At 65.1% G+C, this 18107-nt stretch carries 16 protein-coding genes; 4 read left to right on the top strand and 12 right to left on the bottom strand.

Translation table 11 applies throughout. The features are described 5' to 3' along the window. Positions 1-385: 385 nt before the first annotated feature. The 8 genes from U5N23_RS16605 to U5N23_RS16570 all read right to left on the bottom strand — a co-directional run bounded on the left by U5N23_RS16605 (position 386) and on the right by U5N23_RS16570 (position 9342). Positions 386-2176: a hypothetical protein gene (locus tag U5N23_RS16605; RefSeq protein ID WP_322593877.1), complete on the bottom strand. Its 1791-nt coding sequence runs from the start codon at positions 2174-2176 to the stop codon at positions 386-388. Between the two features lie 129 nt (positions 2177-2305). Next, positions 2306-4165, bottom strand: coding sequence for a hypothetical protein (locus U5N23_RS16600; RefSeq protein WP_322593876.1), 1860 nt, complete (start codon positions 4163-4165; stop codon positions 2306-2308). 16 nt (positions 4166-4181) lie between these two features. Continuing rightward, on the bottom strand, positions 4182-5990 hold the full coding sequence (locus tag U5N23_RS16595; RefSeq protein WP_322593875.1) for a hypothetical protein: 1809 nt from the start codon (positions 5988-5990) through the stop codon (positions 4182-4184). A gap of 50 nt (positions 5991-6040) precedes the next feature. Continuing rightward, on the bottom strand, positions 6041-6403 hold the full coding sequence (locus U5N23_RS16590; RefSeq protein ID WP_322593874.1) for a GtrA family protein: 363 nt from the start codon (positions 6401-6403) through the stop codon (positions 6041-6043). Positions 6404-6408: 5 nt separating this feature from the next. After that, positions 6409-7146: a class I SAM-dependent methyltransferase gene (locus tag U5N23_RS16585; RefSeq protein ID WP_322593873.1), complete on the bottom strand. Its 738-nt coding sequence runs from the start codon at positions 7144-7146 to the stop codon at positions 6409-6411. Then, positions 7136-8122, bottom strand: a complete 987-nt coding sequence (locus tag U5N23_RS16580; protein ID WP_322593892.1) for a glycosyltransferase family 2 protein — start codon at positions 8120-8122, stop codon at positions 7136-7138. The genes U5N23_RS16585 and U5N23_RS16580 overlap by 11 nt, the downstream gene beginning before the upstream one ends. 464 nt (positions 8123-8586) lie before the next feature. Next, positions 8587-8814 carry a hypothetical protein gene (locus U5N23_RS16575; protein ID WP_322593872.1) on the bottom strand — a complete coding sequence of 76 codons (228 nt, stop codon included), beginning with the start codon at positions 8812-8814 and terminating at the stop codon, positions 8587-8589. Between the two features lie 240 nt (positions 8815-9054). Then, positions 9055-9342, bottom strand: coding sequence for a hypothetical protein (locus tag U5N23_RS16570; RefSeq protein ID WP_322593871.1), 288 nt, complete (start codon positions 9340-9342; stop codon positions 9055-9057). Positions 9343-9476: 134 nt separating this feature from the next. Between U5N23_RS16570 and U5N23_RS16565 the strand changes: the two genes are divergently transcribed. The 3 genes from U5N23_RS16565 to U5N23_RS16555 all read left to right on the top strand — a co-directional run bounded on the left by U5N23_RS16565 (position 9477) and on the right by U5N23_RS16555 (position 11753). After that, complete coding sequence (locus U5N23_RS16565; RefSeq protein WP_322593870.1) at positions 9477-10043, top strand: TetR/AcrR family transcriptional regulator; 567 nt, start codon at positions 9477-9479, stop codon at positions 10041-10043. Between the two features lie 53 nt (positions 10044-10096). Beyond that, positions 10097-10933 (top strand): SDR family oxidoreductase, encoded by an 837-nt coding sequence (locus tag U5N23_RS16560; RefSeq protein ID WP_322593869.1) that lies wholly within the window; start codon positions 10097-10099, stop codon positions 10931-10933. Positions 10934-11042: 109 nt separating this feature from the next. Beyond that, on the top strand, positions 11043-11753 hold the full coding sequence (locus tag U5N23_RS16555; RefSeq protein WP_322593868.1) for a hypothetical protein: 711 nt from the start codon (positions 11043-11045) through the stop codon (positions 11751-11753). 309 nt (positions 11754-12062) lie between these two features. Here U5N23_RS16555 and U5N23_RS16550 read toward each other — a convergent pair whose 3' ends face one another. The 4 genes from U5N23_RS16550 to U5N23_RS16535 all read right to left on the bottom strand — a co-directional run bounded on the left by U5N23_RS16550 (position 12063) and on the right by U5N23_RS16535 (position 16191). Then, entirely contained in the window at positions 12063-13085 is a 1023-nt protein-coding gene (locus U5N23_RS16550) for an IS30 family transposase (RefSeq protein WP_086924603.1), read from the bottom strand. A 642-nt stretch (positions 13086-13727) separates the two neighbouring features. Beyond that, positions 13728-15245: an IS66 family transposase gene (tnpC, locus tag U5N23_RS16545; RefSeq protein WP_322593867.1), complete on the bottom strand. Its 1518-nt coding sequence runs from the start codon at positions 15243-15245 to the stop codon at positions 13728-13730. A 65-nt stretch (positions 15246-15310) separates the two neighbouring features. Then, complete coding sequence (tnpB, locus tag U5N23_RS16540; RefSeq protein WP_322593866.1) at positions 15311-15643, bottom strand: IS66 family insertion sequence element accessory protein TnpB; 333 nt, start codon at positions 15641-15643, stop codon at positions 15311-15313. Then, entirely contained in the window at positions 15640-16191 is a 552-nt protein-coding gene (locus U5N23_RS16535) for a transposase (protein ID WP_322593865.1), read from the bottom strand. The genes tnpB and U5N23_RS16535 overlap by 4 nt, the downstream gene beginning before the upstream one ends. A gap of 331 nt (positions 16192-16522) precedes the next feature. Between U5N23_RS16535 and U5N23_RS16530 the strand changes: the two genes are divergently transcribed. Further along, the gene (locus U5N23_RS16530) at positions 16523-18088 is read left to right on the top strand and encodes a DUF6531 domain-containing protein (protein ID WP_322593864.1); all 1566 of its coding nucleotides are present in this window, start codon (positions 16523-16525) and stop codon (positions 18086-18088) included. Positions 18089-18107 lie beyond the last annotated feature (19 nt).

Here is an 18107-nt window from a genome sequence, read left to right as displayed (position 1 = left end):
CCATGGGCTGCTGCTTTCCCACGGCTGCTGGGCTCCTTCTTCACCGTGCTCGATGAAGAGCACCCAGTCCACGCCGAGACGTTAGCGCTTTATGCTGTCTGATGATGCGCTCCCTGCGCGTTGCGCCTGCCCCAGCGCCGCCTCTGGTATTCATTCCCTGCAGGTGGTGGCGGCACCGCCACCACGCGTGTAAGCCTGCCGGTACTGCTGGAAACCTCGCGCGGCAAGGCCGGTTGCGCGCCTACAGCGGCGCATTAGGCGCTGCTCGCGGGCAAGCCGCCGTCGTCCAAGGCAGAGGGGGCACTCGCCGAGGGCTGACGCCGGGTTTCTTCTGCTGCAACCCCGCGGCCGCCGCTTTCGCTTCTGGGTCCTGGTCGCCCTGGCATCAGCCATCGTCGCAGCCCTGCTTTCCCTTCACGGGCAGCACCAAGTACTGGTGCTGCTGACCTGGCAAATGGCCAAGCACGATGGCGCAGCGCATCTCGCTGGCCGTGCGGGCCATCTTTGCGTCCGAAAAACCCAGGGTAGCCTCGAAGCCTGACATCAGCATGTCCGGCCGCTGGAAGGCCTGGGCCACATCGGGACGCTCGGTGCTGACCAGCGAATCCAGGCGTACCCGGATATCGGGGGCTGAGACCCCCAAGGCCATCTTGCGGCCCGGCCCCAGGGTCGGTGTCCAGCCTTTCACATGCAATTGGGTGCCCTCGATGGTGATCGAATCGATCGATCCGCCGTAACCGTGCGCTATGCGCGGGAGCGGACCGTGCATGGGCAGGGCAGTGGTGGAGTTGGCCAGGTGATTGTGCAGGATGGACTTTTGCTCCCCGGGTGGGCGGCTGTCCAGCGGCACCAGGCACAGGCAGTCTTCGTCCCACACCCGGATGCGTGTGCGCTCGGCCGCATTGGCGGGTTCCCAGCGCACCAGCGCTGGCTCTGTATGGGGCTTGTTGGGCTCCAGGCGCTTGAACGCGGCGTGCGCATACATCATCTGGATGACGGTGGAGGTAGCGGAAGCGAGCTCGTAAGGTACCAGCAACTGATCGGGCGGTGGGGTACGCGCGAAGGCGTAGTGTGTATCGAACATGGCATTGGTGGCGCGATCATGCTTGCGCTGGGCCAGGGTATGCAGACCCACCGCCACTGCGAAGACCAGCAAGGCTGCGGTGTGCCATCGCGCCAGCGAGGCAGGCCACCTCAGGCTCCACAGAACGCACAGGGCGATCCAGGGCGCCCACAGATAGCGCGTATGGCCCTCCGGGTCAACACCGGGGTGCACTACGAACATCAGCGGGAAGACCACTACCAGTGCGACCGCACCCAGCCCCGCCAGCATCGCCAGGCGGCCCCGAGCTGGCTGTGCCGCTAGTCCGGCCACCAGGCACACCAGGCACAGCAGGGCTGCAGTGACGCCCAGCACCCCGCTGCCCATCAGGCCGTGGACGAGCCAGTGGAGCAGTTTGCTAGCGAAGACCGGCAGGTCCTGCCAACTGCCCAGTGCGATGGCGTGGTATCCACCCATGCCGGAAAACACGCTGATACGCAGCACGGCATATGCCAGGGCAACGGCCAGCGTGGGCAACGCGAAGCGCCAGCGCGCCATGCCTGAAGGCGAGCCAGCAGGCAGCGGCAGCAGCAGGGTCAACGCCACCCAGGGGACATATACCTCCTTGCACAGTGTGGACAGCAGGTAGAACCCCGCGGCCAGAAAGGCCCAGCGCCACTGCGCCCGCTGCACGGCATGCACATAGGCCCACAGGCCCAGGCAGGCGAACAGCAGGCCGTCCAGGTAGTGCCCCACCATCAGTTGCTGGGCCATGTGCACCGAAGGGGCGCCCATCAGCAGCAGGGCCGCAGGCAGCAGCGCCTGCCAGCGCCCCAGCCAGTGGCGCAGCAGCAGATACAGCCCGCCCGCCGCGCAGGCCAGCGACAGCAGGTGGTGCAGGTAGAAGGGGAAAGGGTTCAGGCCGAAAAGTGCGTAGTTGACCTGGTACATGAACAGGTTCCAAGGCGCCACCTGGTTGCCCGATGCCACCCGCGTTACCTGCGGATCGAAGAACAACGACCAGGGGCTGTACATGCTGACGTTGAACAGATGTAGGCCATCGTCCCAGCGCCAGTAGCCCTGCAGGGCGCTGCCGTGCAGCACGAAGGTCAGCAGGCAGAGCGCGCCCAGCATTGCCAGATCGCGCTTCCATGTGGCTTGGTGTGGTCTGGTCTGGTTCGGCATTTTCATCCTGTTGCATGCACCTAGTGGGCGGAGGCCGCTTGGTGGCACGGATGGCCTGGCCGCGCAAAGCGATTCCCGTCAGCGGTCATCCTCATCCGCTCTGGTCGCATCGGGTATCAGCGCATCGTCGCAGCCCAGCTTGCCCTTCACGGGCAGCAGCAGGAACTGGTGCTCCTGTCCCGGCAGGTGGCCCAGGACGATGGCACAGCGCATCTTGCTGGCCGCCTGGGCCATGCGTTCGTCCGAAAAGCCCAGGGTGGCCTCGAACCCTGACAGAAGCATGTCATGGCGCTGAAAGGACTGCGCGACGTCGGGCCGTTCCGTGCTGACCAACGCGTCCAGGCTGACCTGGGCACCCGGGGTGGGCACAGCCATCACCATCTTTCGGCCCGCTCCGAGGGTCGGAGTCCAGCCGGATATGTGCAGCTGGCGGCCTTCGACGGTGATGGCGTCGATGGAGCCGCCGTAGCCATGCGCCACGCGCGGGGGGGGCTTGTCCATGGAAAAAGCGTGACCGACATTGGCGAGTTGGGATTGGATGACGGCCTCCTGCCGCTCGCGTGGCAGGCTGTCCAATGGCACCAGGCACAGGCACTGGTGATTCCATGCTCGGATGCGCGAGCGCTCGGCTGCATCGGCGGGCGCCCTGCGCAGCAGCGCCGGCTCGGCATGGGGCTGACCGGGCTGCAGGCGCTTCTGCGCCGCATGCGCGTACATCATCTGGGTGACGGTGGAAATGGGGGAGAAGAACTCGAAAGGCACCAGGATCTGGCCTGGCGGCGGTTTCAGTGCGAAGGCATAGTGGGCCTCGAACACCGCGTTGGCGGGGCGGTCGTGCACGCGCTGGGCCGCGGACTGCTGCATCACCGCCACCACGAAAACGAGCAACGCGGCTGCGCGCCAGCGCGCAATGCGGGCGGGCCACTTCAGGCCCCAGAGAACACACAGGCCGACCCAGGGCACCCATAGGTAGCGTGTGTACCCCATCAGATCTACACCCGGGTGCACCACGAAAAGCAACGGAAAGATCATCACCACGGCTGCGGCGCCCAAGCCCACCAGCATCCATCCGCGGTGCTGTGTGGATTGTGCGGCAACTCCCGCCACCAGGCACACGAGGCACGCCAGGACTGCAGCCATGCCCAGCGCACCGCTTCCAACCAGGCCCTGGGCCAGCATATGGGCCAGGTTGTCAATGAAGACCGGCAGGGCCCGCCAGTCGCCCAGCGCACTCCCATGGTATCCACCCATGCCGGAAAACACGCTGATACGCAGCACGGCATATGCCAGGGCAACGGCCAGCGTGGGCAACGCGAAGCGCCAGCGCGCCATGCCTGAAGGCGAGCCAGCAGGCAGCGGCAGCAGCAGGGTCAACGCCACCCAGGGGACATATACCTCCTTGCACAGTGTGGACAGCAGGTAGAACCCCGCGGCCAGAAAGGCCCAGCGCCACTGCGCCCGCTGCACGGCATGCACATAGGCCCACAGGCCCAGGCAGGCGAACAGCAGGCCGTCCAGGTAGTGCCCCACCATCAGTTGCTGGGCCATGTGCACCGAAGGGGCGCCCATCAGCAGCAGGGCCGCAGGCAGCAGCGCCTGCCAGCGCCCCAGCCAGTGGCGCAGCAGCAGATACAGCCCGCCCGCCGCGCAGGCCAGCGACAGCAGGTGGTGCAGGTAGAAGGGGAAAGGGTTCAGGCCGAAAAGTGCGTAGTTGACCTGGTACATGAACAGGTTCCAAGGCGCCACCTGGTTGCCCGATGCCACCCGCGTTACCTGCGGATCGAAGAACAACGACCAGGGGCTGTACATGCTGACGTTGAACAGATGTAGGCCATCGTCCCAGCGCCAGTAGCCCTGCAGGGCGCTGCCGTGCAGCACGAAGGTCAGCAGGCACAAGGCACCCAGTGCTGCCAATTCTGCCCGCAAGGCTGATTTCATCGGACCCACCATACCGTCACCTGTACCCGGTTGCCGCAGGCATCAGCACACCCTGGCACTGCTTGCTGCCTGCTATCGGCAGCAGCAGGAACTGGTGCTGCTGCCCAGGCAAATGGCCAGGAGCTACAGCGCACAGCTCGGTGCTGGCGGTTTGGGCCGCCTGTGGACTGCTAAAACTCAGTGTGGCCTGGAAGCCTGCTCCCAGCATGTCTGGGCGCTGCATTAGGCTGGCGACGTCGGGGCGCTGCACGCTGGCTATCTCTACCCGGGGCACTTCGTCGAAGCCCGTGATGAGCAGCTTGCGACCCGGTCCGATGGTGGGCGTCCAGCCTGTCAGGCGCACCTGCCGGTCGACTACGGTGATCGCATCAATCGCACCACCCTGCGCATTGGCGATGTAAGGCAGCGGCCGCCGCAGTGGAATGGCGAAGGCCTGGTTGCCCAGCTGCGATTGCAGCGCCGCCTGCTGCTGTGCGGGTGGCAGGTCGCCCAAGGGCATGAGGCAGCGGCAGCCCTCTTGCCAGACGAGGATGCGGGCCCGCTCGGCGGCGCCGGCGGGCTCCTGACGCACCAACGCCGGTGTCGGGTGCGCCGTGGCGGGCGCGAGTCGCTGGCGCGCCACATGGGCGCCCATGGTCACTGCTGTCAGGTAGCCGGGCGAGTTGAACTCGGCGGGCAGCAGCACCTTGCCTGCCGGAGGCTGAAGTACAAAGCCGTAGTGTGCATCGAACATCGCCTCGATCGGGCGGTCATGCTGGCGCTGCACCCAGGCCTGGTGCGCAGCCGCCGCGGTGAAGACAAGCAATGCCGCCACGTGCCAGCGTGCCAGGTACCTGGGCCAGGGCAGGCACCACAGCACGCACAGCGACACCCAGGGAACCCAAAGGATGCGCGCGTGCAGCATCCATTCAAAACCGGGGCGCGCCACAAACAGCAGCGGAAACACCACCACCGTGGCCGCCGCCGCCATGCCCAGCGCAGCCCGCATGCGCAACTGTGTCGGCTGGGCTGCCAGGCTGGCCACCGCGCAGGCCAGGCACAGGGTTGCAGCGACGAGGCCCGGTGCTCCGGCACCCAGCAGCCCCCCGGTGAGCATGCGGGCCATGGTGGTGAGCACCCCGGGCATGTCGTCCCAGCCCGTCAACGCACTGCTGTGGTAACCGCCCGCGCCCTCGAACACCTGGATACGCACCACCGCATAACCCAACGCCACCGCCACACTGGGCAGGGCATAGCCCCAGCGCGCCAGCCATCCGGGGGGCGAGCCCGCAGGCAGCGGCACGAACAGTGTCAGTGCGATCCAGGGGACATAGACCTCCTTGCACAGCGTGGACAGCAGGTAGAACGCTGCGGCCAGCAGCGCCCAGCGCCATTGGCCTAGGCGTACCGCGCGGACGTACGCCCACAGCCCCAGGCAGGCGAACGTCAGGCCGTCGATGTAGTGCCCGACCATCAACTGCTGCGCCATGTGGAAAGCCGGTGCGCCTAGAGTCAGCAGGGCGGCGGGCAGCAGTGCTCTCCAGGGGCTGAGCCACTGGCACAGCAGCAGGTACAGCGCGAGCGCGGCGGCCGCCAGCGATAGCAGGTGATGCAGATAAAAGAGCTGCGGCCGCAGGCCGAAGAGGGATGAGTTGAGTTGGTAGATGAACAGGTTCCAAGGTGCCAGCTGGTTGCCCGACACCGCGCGCGTCACCTCGGGGTCCAGGAACACCGACCAGGGGGGGTACTGTGTCACATTGAAGAGGTGCGTGCCATCATCCCAGCGCCAGCCGGCTTGCAGGGCGCTGCCATGCAGCACCAGCACCAGGGCGCAGAGCAGGGCCATCGAAAGTAAGCCCGTGCGCCACGCCAGTCGGGGCGGGGTCAGAGAGGTACTCATCGGAACGTGAAGCTCCGATGGCCGACAAAGCTGAAAGCGGGCACCAGCACCACCACCAGCGCAATGCCCAGCGCATAGTGCCCGCCATCGCGCTCCACCAGCCAGGCGATACCCATGCTCATCAGGCCTGCCGTCCCGGCCACCAGCGCAAAGCGCCCGGCCGTGGCCATGCCCAGGCGCGCGCCAAAGCTCCAGCGCGTGTTGGCCACATAGGACAGCAGCGTGGCCACCACGAAGGCCACGCCATTGGCCAGCGGCGCTCGGGCGCCCAGCCACTCAATCAGCAGAGTTGCCACGCACACATGCGTGAGCGTGGACAGCACCCCCACCAAGGCAAAGCCGAGGGCAGAGCGACGCATGCTGGTCAAGAGGAACGACCCATTACCGCGATCACCGACGTGCCGAACGGTAGACCCATGCGCGCCACCAGCGGGCGCTCAGCCGCGAACAGGGTGCGCAAGGTGGCGTTGAGCCATGGTGCGGGCAGTGCCGTGTCGGCATCACCGCCGGTGCGCCCCGTCAACTTGCCGATCAGGCGGGCCAGCGCGATCAGCGGGAACAGCACGGTATTGAAGTAGCCCGCGCGGTGCACCACCAGCCCGGCCTCCGTGGCCTTGGCGCGCAGCCGACCGGCTGTGTAGCGCCGGTGGTGGTGGTGGTCCACGTCGTGGTCCGACCACAGCCATTGGTACGCAGGCACGGTGAGAAGCAGTCGCCCCCCAGGCTTGAGCAGCCTGGCCACGCGAGCCAGCGCAGCGTCGTCGTGCTCGACGTGCTCCAGCACGTCGAGCAGGCAGACCAGGTCGAAGCTGCCATCGGCAAACGGCACGGGCTCAGGTAGTCCGCCAGCCTCTACGGGGCACAGGCCCAGGCTGGCAGCAGCGGCACGTGCATCGGGCGAGTATTCCATTGCGCTTAGGCTACCGTGGCGCGCCAGCATGGCCAGGTTGCCGCCAGGGCCGCAGCCTATCTCCAGCACGCTGGGTTGGGCGGCCGGAAAGTCCAGGCCGTCGATGACGGAAGAAAGGATGTCGCGCCGTGCTGCAAACCACCAGTGGGTCTGCTGCACTGCGGCCATCTGGGCAAGCAGTTCAGGGCGCATGGTGATTATTGGGTGGTTCGTGTGGCGCTGTCGGTCGCGCGGGTGGCGTATGTTGCGGTGGTTCGGCAGGCTCGCGCACCAGGTAGATCGGTCGCCCCTTGGACTCCATGTACACCCGTCCCAGGTACTCCCCCAGCACGCCCAGGCCAATCAGCTGCAGCCCGCCCAGGAACAGCACCACCGTGATCAGCGAGGCATAGCCCGGCGCGTCGCGCCCGAACAGCACCACCTGGCCCACGATGACCAGGCCATAGGCAAACGCCAGCAGCGCCACCGCCAGGCCCAGGTAGGTCCAGATGCGCAGCGGCACGGTCGAGAACGAGGTCACCCCCTCCACCGCCAGGTTCCACAGGCCCCAGCCCGAGAATTTGGTGTTGCCGGCCGCGCGCACCGGCCGGGTGTAGGGAATCGTCGCCTGGCGAAACCCCACCCAGGCGAACAGCCCCTTCATGAAGCGGCGCCGCTCGGGCAGGCGCTTGAGCGCATCCACCACCTGGCGGTCCATCAGCCGAAAATCGCCCACATTGGGCGGTATCTGCGAGTCGGAAATGCGGTTGTGCAGCCGGTAGAACCACTCCGAAGTCTTGCGCTTGAGCACATGGTCGGCGCTGCGGTCGGTGCGCTGCGCCAGCACCACGTCAAAACCCTGCTGCCACAGCCGCACCATCTCCAGGATCAGCTCGGGCGGGTCCTGCAGGTCCGCATCGATCGGCACCACCGCCGCACCCAGCGCATGGTCGATGCCTGCGGTCAGCGCCGCCTCCTTGCCGAAGTTGCGCGACAGGTCGATCACCCGCAGGCCCGGCACCGTGGCGCCCAGCGCCTGCAGCCGCGCCAGCGTGCCATCGCGGCTGCCATCGTTCACGCACACGATCTCGAACGCCAACCCGGTCTGCGCCAGCACCGGCAGCAGCTGCGCAAAAAAGAGGTCCAGCGTGGCCTCTTCGTTGAACATGGGGCAGACCACCGAGAGCAGGGCGGGCGCGGTGGTGCCATGGCCAGTGCGGTGGCTGGTGGCTGGCGGGGAGAAGGGTGCGGTTTCGTTCAAAGGACTGTGTGGTGGTTGGCCGCTGGTCTGCGCGCATGCGCAGGGCGTCGAAGATACTACATGCCCGCGTGCATGCACCCCATTCACAGTCCACCATCGGCCCCGGCGTGTGCCCCGAAGCACACGCCGGGGCGCCCCACCGAGTGCGCGGCCGGCTCGGGCAGAGCATTTCAACCCCGGGAGAACAGCGGAATGCCCCTGCATGAATGCACTGGTGGTTGTTTTTCCACTTTTGCGCGCAACCGGTCCAAATTCGCGGGGCTGCGCGAAGACCCCGCGCATGGCCACCTGCAGTGGACCGAACTCACCAGGCCTGCGCAGGCGCGGGGTTTCATCATCCAGCGGCACTCACCCCACCGGGCGTAGCGCCCCACGCGCGGCACCGTGCCGCCTCAGATCGATTCATCGTTGTGCTGCGCCCATACCGGCGCCGCCGCTTCATGCGACTCGACCCCGCGAAAGAACGCATCGCCCAGCAGCTGGTAGTCGGCCGTGCCCGGCCCCTGCCAGCCCATGAACTTGGGCCGGTGCACGGCAAAGCCGGCGGGCGATTGCGCGTTGCGGTAGGGCACCGCCATGGTGAGCGTGGTGGGCGGCCGGGCGTACGAGCGCACCAGCACGATCAAGGCATCCGTGCGGCCCGAGGGCAGGGTGATGAAACCGTCGTACAGGGCGTGTCATCACCCATTTCGCCCCCGCGCTGGCCCCGGCATGCGGATGGATGCGCGAAGCGCGGCGCAGCCCATAGTGGAATATGGGCAAGACGAGCGACAAAGCAGACGCCGCATGCCGGGGCCAGCCCGAAGGGAAAGCCTGCAGCGCGGCGCATTGCGGCGTTGCCCTTCGCTTGCGTAGCCGTGCTACGCGGCACTCAGGGCGCCTTGCACTGCACCGCGCTGCAGGCCTTCGCGGGGGTGAAATGGGCGATGACACGCCCTTGCCGCTCGCTCCGCCTGGCCCGGGTTCTGGTCCAGGTACTCCTGCGCCTGGGCTACGCCATCTTCCAGCTGGTCGGCCGCAAAGCGCAGCATGTTGCGCCCATAGGCCGCCGATTCCTGGGCCAGCATGGGGGTCAGGGGCTCGCCCTCGGCCACGCACCAGATGCCGTGCGCGGCAAAGAAGCCTGCGAGTTCGATGGCGCGTTCCATGGCGGATCCCTTGAGTCTCAATGGGCAGATCGCGGCATTCTGCATGAGGCGGGTGGGGCGTGGCCAGCCAGGCATCCTGTCCCCCTCTCGCACTTGTTATTGACCAATCGTTCCAATATGGCTATACTCGCCCCATGGCAAGACCCCGACAGTTCGATCCGCAGCAAGCGCTGGACGCGGCCGTTGGCGTGTTCCGCGAGCACGGCTATGCGGCCGCCTCGGCCGAGATGCTGACCGAGGCTATGCAGATCGGCAAGCAGAGCCTGTACAACACCTTTGGTGGCAAGTGGCCGCTGTACTGCGCGGCACTGGAGCGCTATGCGGCGGGCGAGACGCAGAGCCACATCGCAGCGCTGCAGCAAGGCGCCACCGCCTGGGCCGGCATCGAGCGCATGCTCAAGCGCGTGGTGGCCGAGGCCCACAGCCCCTGCCTGGGCGTGGGCTCGGTCAGCGAGTTCGGCGGTGCCCAGCACGAGCTGGTGGCCATACGCGCCGTGGCCGCCAAGGTTTTGCAGACGGCCTTGGTCACGCGCATCCGCGAGGCGCAGGCCGCAGGCGACGTGGCGGCCGATGTGGACCCCGGCCATGCGGCCAGCTTTGTGCTGGCCCAGGTGGCGGCCCTGCGCATCGCCGCGCGCGGTGGAGCGCCAGACGCAGAGCTGCGTGCCATGGCACGCCTTGCACTTCGGGCTCTGGGCTGAGTCCTTTTTTTTGGTTTGTTTTGGAACGTTTGTTCAATTAAAGGAGTGAAACCATGGACAGCAATGCAGTAGCAGTAACAGCAGTGGAGACGGCGCGGCCCGGTACAGCGCAGGGTTGGGATGCCGTGGGTGCGGCCGATGCCGCACAGCGGCAGCCCAACGCAACCGGTGGCCGTGGTGTGGCGCTGGTCTTCGGTGGCTCGCGCGGCATCGGCGCGGCAATTGCCGGCCGGCTGGCGCACGATGGTTACGACGTGGCCATCACGTATGTCTCGCGGCCCGACAGCGCCGATGGCGTGGTGGCCGCGGTCGAGCAGGCAGGCCGGCGTGGCCTCGCCATCCAGGCCGACAGCGCCGACCCGGCGGCGATCCGCGCCGCAGTGGATGCCGCAGTGCAGCGGCTCGGGCCGCTGAGCGCGGTGGTTGTCAACGCAGGCATCCTGCGCGCAGCGCCCATCGGCTCTGTGGCGCTGGACGACCTGAACGCCATGCTCGATGTGAATGTGCGCGGCGTATTCCTGGCCATCCAGGCTGCCGTGGCGCAGATGCACGACGGCGGGCGCGTCATCACCATCGGCAGCAACACCGCCATACGCACCGGCTCGGCGGGCAGCAGCGTCTACGCCATGACCAAGGCCGCCGTGGCCGCCCTGGTCAAGGGCGTGGCGCTGGACCTGGCGCCCCGGCGCATCACCGTCAACAACGTGCAGCCCGGCCCGACCGAGACCGACATGACCGCACCCATGGCCTCGTGGCTCAAGGACGTGATCCCCCTCAAACGCATGGCCGAGCCCAGCGAGATCGCGGCCCTGGTGTCGTACCTGGCCAGCCCGGAGGCGGGGTTTGTGACGGGCGCCAGCATGACCATCGACGGGGGCTTTGTGCTGTAGCGCGGTGCGTGATGCAGACCAGGAAGAGGGCGGGCCGAACCTGCCTGGCCATGGCTATGATGGGCCGGCCCCGTCGCACCGGCCTGCCATCGCAGGCCGTGGTGATCCAATGCCCCTCGCTCTTGTCTTCATGACCAACCCGACATCCTTCTTCTTCACGCGCGTGCCATCCGCCGCGCGGTCTTGCCCCGCGCCAGATTCCGTTCGCTGCAGCGCTGTTCCACGCACCGCAGCAGCCCTTGCCGCCCTGGTGCTGGCGATGATCACCAGCGCACAGGCCAAGGAGCCCATCGGCCCCGAGGCCGACAAGGCACTGGCCGCTTTGCAGCAACTGGCAAAGCAGGGCGCACTGCCCAGTGTGCAAGTGCTACCCGCCCAGGGCATCGTGCGCATCCAGGGCGCCTCGTTCGCCCGCAACAGCCACTGCCTGCCGGCCGCCGTGCAGCAGGAACTGGCCGCGCGCGTGGCGCCGGTGCTGGAGGCCGCACTCCAGGCCGACGAGCGCCTGTCGCTCAAGGTCATCGGCTACAGCGACGTATATGCCCCCGGCGGCCCGCCCCCCACGGTGGACGCCGATTGCCTGTCGATCAACGCCGACGAGGCCCTGTCCGCCCGCCGCGCCAGCCGCGTGGCCCGCGCCGCAGCAGCCCGGGCCGAGAGGGATGGGAGGGTGGACGCGTGGGTTATGGCTCCGACAACAACAGCCTGCTGGTCGAGGCCGAGCCGCAGTCGCCGCGCAATCGGCGGGTGGATATTGTGCTGGTGCGGGAGCCGGTGTACTGAGGGCTGTCCCGGTAGCCGTTCTCCTTGGGGCAGTTGACCGTCTGCAGCAAGCAGTTCTTTCGATGACGGCCAATCTCGGGATGGCCCGGCGCTGCACCGTTGGCTGCATGGCGCTTTGTTGAGACCCAACAGGGACCCACCCATTGAAACTGGGCGAGGATCATCGAACTGGGACGTGACAGGTGCCCGTAGCGCCGGTTGGACGCTCTCCCATACATTCAATTACAAAATGACTGGGCACCTCTCAAAACCCTGCCCGCCGCATTTGGCTCCTCATACAAATCAATGACTTGGCGGTCTCAAATCCGAAGCGCAACACTGCTGCTTGATTGAAACGGTTTGAGAGTCAGTGAATGGTAGCGCCTTGGCGCTGCGCAATGGCCTGCATGAACTGCTGAAACGCCTGGTACGGAGACTTCCATCCGAGCGTCTCGCGCGGCCTGTTGTTCATCAGGTCAGCAATCGAATCCAGCGCATCCTGATCGTGCACGCTCAGGTCCGTCCCCTTAGGCAGAAACTGGCGCAGCAAGCCATTGGTGTTCTCGCAGCTACCTCGCTGCCAGGGACTGTGCGGATCACAGAAGTACACCCGCACCCCCGTGGCCTTCGCCAGTTCCCGATGGCGGGCCATCTCCTTGCCCTGGTCGTAGGTGAGCGTCTGGCGCATGGGCTGGGCTACCTGGTTGAGCTTGGCCGTGAAGGCCGCCAGGGCACTCTGGGCCGTTGCATCAGGCATCTTGCACAGCAGCACCAGGCGCGTGCTGCGCTCCACCAGCACACCCACGGCAGACTGGTTGTTGGCGCCCTTGATCAAGTCCCCCTCCCAATGGCCCGGCATCAGCCGGTCATCGACCTCGGGAGGGCGCACATGGATGCTGACCATCTCGGGAATCTGACCTCTGCGATCCTGACCTGCTGAACGAGGCCGGCGGCCACTGCGCCCCTGGCGCAGTAAGGCAATCAACTGCTTCTTGAGTTCTCCACGGGGATAGGCATAGATGGCGTTGTAGATTGTCTCGTGAGACACATGCTGGCTGGAGTCCTCGGGGTGCATGCCCTGCAGTGTGCGGGCAATCTGCTGGGGCGACCAACGCCACAGCAAAAGATCGCAGACCACGCGCCACAGCGAGCCATGCGGGTGCAGCTTGGGCAAAGGCCGAGAGGCAATGCGGCGGGCCTCACAGGCCGCCTGGGCGGGCTTGAAGGCATAGCCATCAGAGGTCGAACCATTGCGGGAAAGCTCACGGCAAATGGTGCTGGGGCTGCGCCCGAGCAGGTGAGCAATGGATCGTTGGCTATAGCCCTGCTGCAAAAGAGAAGCCACAGTCAGTCGATCTTCTGGCTGCAAGTGCGTGTATCGTGAAGTCATCTGTGCAAATTACCTGGGGTTCAGGTGTTGCACTTCAAGTTTGAGACCGCCGTGCAAATTACCTGGGGTTCAGGTGTTGCACTTCAAGTTTGAGACCGCCCTTACAACACCGAAATTTGAATTTTCGGGGGTTTGGAGAGGTCCCCGACTGATGGGGCATATGTCCATTGATGGCTCGCGTCGAATACTTTGTTAGAGTGTTGGGACTAAAAGTCGAACGAATTTTCGATTCGATATGAAACATCGAGGGAGGATGGATATGCGCTCTTGGGCCGCCAGGATAATTTTCGTTTGTGTGCTGGTATTTTCCGGTAGCTCCTATGCCCAATACGCATATTACAGTATATGTGTTGAGGCTGCCCCTCAGGGTTGGGCAAGCTGCCGACTAAAACCTGATGGTTTTGATGGTTGGGTTTATGGGTCTGGGTATGGAATCGCTCCTACTGAGAGGATCGACAATCGCTATGGATATCCGACCCTTGAGAAGGCTGTGCATGAGACAATGAATTATCTCATATATACAAATCCCAATTATTCAACCATGTGCGCCGTCTCACATGAGGTAGGTGAGACGAAGATTGTGGGGCGCGAGTAAGCACGCGGCAATCCCATATTGACCATAGCCGGCCTGCCGGCTATCGATCAGGGGCTCGCAGCTTGCCAACGATGCGGCAGCAATTCTTGCACCCGGCTGGCCCTGTGCGTGGGCAGCCGCGTCAGCACATCCTTGAGGTAGGCATAGGGGTCATGCCCATTCATGCGGGCCGACTGCACCAGGCTCATCACCGCCGCCGCCCGCTGGCCCGCGCGCAAGCTGCCGGCGAACAGCCAGTTGCTCCTGCCAATGGCGATCGGCCGGATCTGGTTCTCGATCCAGTTGTTGTCCACCGGCAATTGCCCGTCATCGACGAAGCGCGTCAGCGCAGTCCAGCGCCGCAGGCTGTAGTCCAGCGCTCTGGCCGTCGCTGAGCTGTCCGGCAGCTTTTGCCGCTGCAGCGCCATCCATTCGTGCAGCGCATCGAGCACCGGCTTGGTGTGTTGCTGGCGGATGCCCTGGCGCTGATCGGCGTTGAGGTCTTTGACCTCGCGCTCTATGTCGTAGACCTTGGCGAGCTGCTCCAGTGCGAAGCCTGCGATCTGGCTTTTGTTCGCCGCATGCAGGTCAAAGAATTTGCGCCGCGCGTGCGCCAGGCAACCGACTTCCGTGATGCCCTGCGCAAAGCCCGCTTTGTACCCAGCAAAGTCGTCACAGATCAGCGCGCCCCTCCACTCGCCCAGGAAGTTGCGCGCATGTTCACCGGCCCTGGACTCGCAGAAGTCGTACACAACGGCCTTGATGTCCTGGAAGGCTCCCGGTGCGTAGGCCCACAGGTAGGCGCGGTGGGTCGCACCCTTGCCGGGCTTGAGCATCTGCACCGGCGTCTCGTCGGCGTGCAGTACGCGCTGGCCCAGTATCTCGGCTTTGAGCGCATCCACCAGCGGCTGCAACCGCACGCCGCAGGTGCCCACCCATTGCGCCAGGGTGGAACGGGCAATGACCAGACCGGCGCGCGCAAAGATGGTTTCCTGGCGGTACAGGGGCAGGTGGTCGGCGTACTTGGCGACCAGCACCTGGGCCAGCAGGCCCGTGGTGGGGATGCCCTTGTCGATCACATGCGCTGCAACTGGAGCCTGGGCGATGGTCTCGCACTGGGCGCAGGCCCACTTGCCACGAACGTGGCGCTCCACCGTGAACACACCGGGCACATAGTCGAGCTTCTCGGCCACGTCTTCTCCGATGCGCTGCATCAGGCAACCGCACTGGCAGGTGCTCGACTCGGGCTCGTGCCTGATCTCGCGGCGCGGCAGATGGGCCGGCAGCGGCTGGCGCTTGGGTTGCTGCCTGGCCTCTGGGGCGGGCGCCGCAGGCGGCTGCAGTTGCTCGATCTCGTGGGCGACTGCCGCCAGGTCGGCCTCGATCTCGTCTTCGAGCAGGCTGCGCTGCTGGGCATTGAAGCGCTCGGACTGCGCGGCGAACTTCATGCGCTTGAGCAGCGCGTTCTCGTGGGCGAGCTTGGCGTTGAGCGCCTGGCTGTGGCGCAGCTCGGTGAGCAGGCGCGCGGTCATCTCGCGCAATTGCTCGGTGCTCAGATCATCCAGGGATTGCGGCTGCATCAACATGGCAGGCAGTGTGCCCAGGATGGCGCTGCGCTGTCATGCGCAGATCCACCGATTGCACGCCAGCTTCAGACCACGGTGATGATGCCGGCGCTTCCCATGCGCTGCCAGGGCAGACCCAGGACCAGGGCCTGGAGCTGATCGGACTCCAACTGCCACTGTTCATCGCCTGGTGCCGGCCAGACGAACTTGCCCCGGTGCAGGCGGCGAGCCGCCAGCCAGATGCCGATGCCGTCGTGCACCAGCACCTTGATGCGGTTGGCGCGCTTGTTGGCGAACAGATAGGCGTGGTGGGGGTGGGCGGCACCGAACACGGTGACCACCCGGGCCAGCGCCGTGTCGGTGCCGGCGCGCATGTCCAGCGGGGCAGTGGCAAGCCAGGCGGCCTCGATGCGGATCATTGCCGCAGCACCTGCAACAAGCCCTGCAATGCGCGGGAGCACTCGGCAGCAGCGCCCACGGGCCAGTTGACCGTCACGAGGGTGCCGTGATGGCAGCACTCGATGCGGATGTCTGATGAGGTAGCGGCCGATGCAGCACTGGTGGGGGCCGCATGTGCACCCGCTGCCTGGGGACCCATCACTGGCGAACCCAGTGTCATGGCGATGAAGGCGGGTACGGGGTTGGCAAGCACCGGATGGGCCTGATGTGCTGGGGCGCAAACAGGCTGTGGATTGACCATGGGCTCAGCCGCTGCATCGTCGCAGTGCGCGGCGATGCCACACGCAACAGCATGCGCCGTATCGCAGGCGCTCGGGTGCAGGCCCTGACGGTGCTCCTTGAGCCAGCGATGCAGCACGTTGGCATTCATGCCGTGTTCACGCGCCGTGGCGGCAATCGATGCGCCGGGCTGCTGGCACGCGGCGATCAGTTCAGCCTTGAATTGCGCGCTGTAGACCCGGCGAGTGCGGGGGGCACGGGAGTGCGAATCGGGAATCTCTTGAGACATGGTGTGCACGATGGTTTACGTGGACACGATGGTGCTTGCAATTGCTCGTCCAGGGTAGATGGGTTGGCCGGACGGATACGGGCGCGATGATTTTGAGGATTCTAGACAAAAAATCAGAACCGAGACGACGCTGAGGATTACGCGAGGATATAAATCTGATAATGGGTGTCAGAACATTTCCACTGGCAGCTACATAGTCTATGGAACCTCAGGCCCCCAATGCAAGGGTGTCGCGCCATTCAGCGTGTGGCTTTGGGATATAAAAAGCTACGCTTGCTATACGCCTGTGGAGAAAGTACCTGCTCCGGGCGATACCTGTTCACGAAGCGCCATGCATGGTGGTCCAATCTTTGCCCCCACGCGCGAGAAAATCAAATTTGCCCAGGATCTCTCCGACAGCGGCCCGATGCCCTTGGAGTTCCGTCGCATGTACCGGAGCCACAGGGCCCGTGACAAATCCATCTGGTTCAATGAGTATTTCCAGTCCTCCCCTGGTCATTTGGGTGATGGGTGGCTGCACAACCACGAAATCTACTTGGCCGTGGCCAAGCGCCCCGAAGGTGTAGTGGGTGTCCTCGACCAAGTGCGCGTGCAGATGGGAGATGGCACATTCCACTACTTCTATCGCAAGCCAGCCGACCTTGGCTATACCGCTCGCAGTTCGACCCAAAGCCTGACGAAAGTCTCGAGCTCGCCCGTTGCGTGGGTTCTGACGGATGGCAAGAGCGATGTGAAATACTCGTTCGATAGTGAGGGGCGCCTCATCGAGCAATCCTCCCGGAATGGCTGGCGACTGACTTACGCCTACAGCGGCGGAAAGCTCAGCTTGGTTCAAAACCAGTTTGGCCGAAGCTTGCAGCTCAGTTATAGCGCCGGCAAGTTGTCAGGCGTCTCCACGTCCGATCAGCGCAGCGTGGCCTTCAGCTACACCAATGGAATCTTGACCGGGGTGCTGCAGGCCGATGGCACCAGCATTCAGTATACGTATGCATCCCCGGGCGCCGGCATTCCTGCATTGCTGACGGGCATCGTGGACGAAAACGGAGTGGCGTTTGCTTCCTACACCTACGATGCCGAGGGCTGGGCTACCTCTACGGAGAAGGCAGGAGGGGTGGAACGATATTCTGTTCCCAGCAAAACACAGGTTATAGACCCCCTCGGCACCTCCAGAAGCTATAGCCACAAGATCTACAACAACGAGCTGGTCTTTCAAGGGGCGTCCCAACCACCTGCGTCGGCTGGCGAGGCGCCTATCTACACTGGGTCCATCAATGCAACGTCCGGTCTGGTCGATTTCTATTACGACCAGAGGTACCAGCAGACCACCTACACATGGGATGTCGCGCGGCGCCTGCCCTTGACGGTCACAGAAGCGGTGGGCAAGCCTGAATCCCGCACCACCAGCACAACCTGGCACGCCCAGTGGCGTCTGCCGGTTATCGTGACTGAACCTGGACGCACCACCAGCTACACCTACGACACGTCCGGCAATGTGCTGACCCAGACCATCACCGACACAGGCTCGGGCGGCACGGCGCGCACTACCACCCGGTCTTACAACGCAGCTGGATTGGTGGCTACCGAAGCCTCTCCAAACGGCGCGGTTACCAGCTATTCCTATGATGCGCTGGGAAATCTCACCCAAAGCACCAACGCCCTGGGCCATGTAGACACCTATACCCATGACGGCGCGGGTCGCGTGCTCACGCACACGGCACCCAGTGGCTTGGTGGTGAGCTACACCTACGATGCTGCAGGTCGCATGCGCACCAGCAATCGTGGCGGGCAAGGCACCACGCTGACCTACCGACCTACCGACCCAGCGGTCAAGTGGCCACCGCCACGCTCCCGCATGGCCATGTCATCACCTACACCTACGATGCTGCGCAACGCCTGACGGGCTGGAGCGACAACCG

Source organism: Acidovorax sp., from assembly GCF_034519795.1.
Lineage (GTDB): Bacteria > Pseudomonadota > Gammaproteobacteria > Burkholderiales > Burkholderiaceae_C > Acidovorax.
Note: the sequence above shows the minus strand (reverse complement) of the source record. Positions and strands in the feature narration are given on the sequence as shown.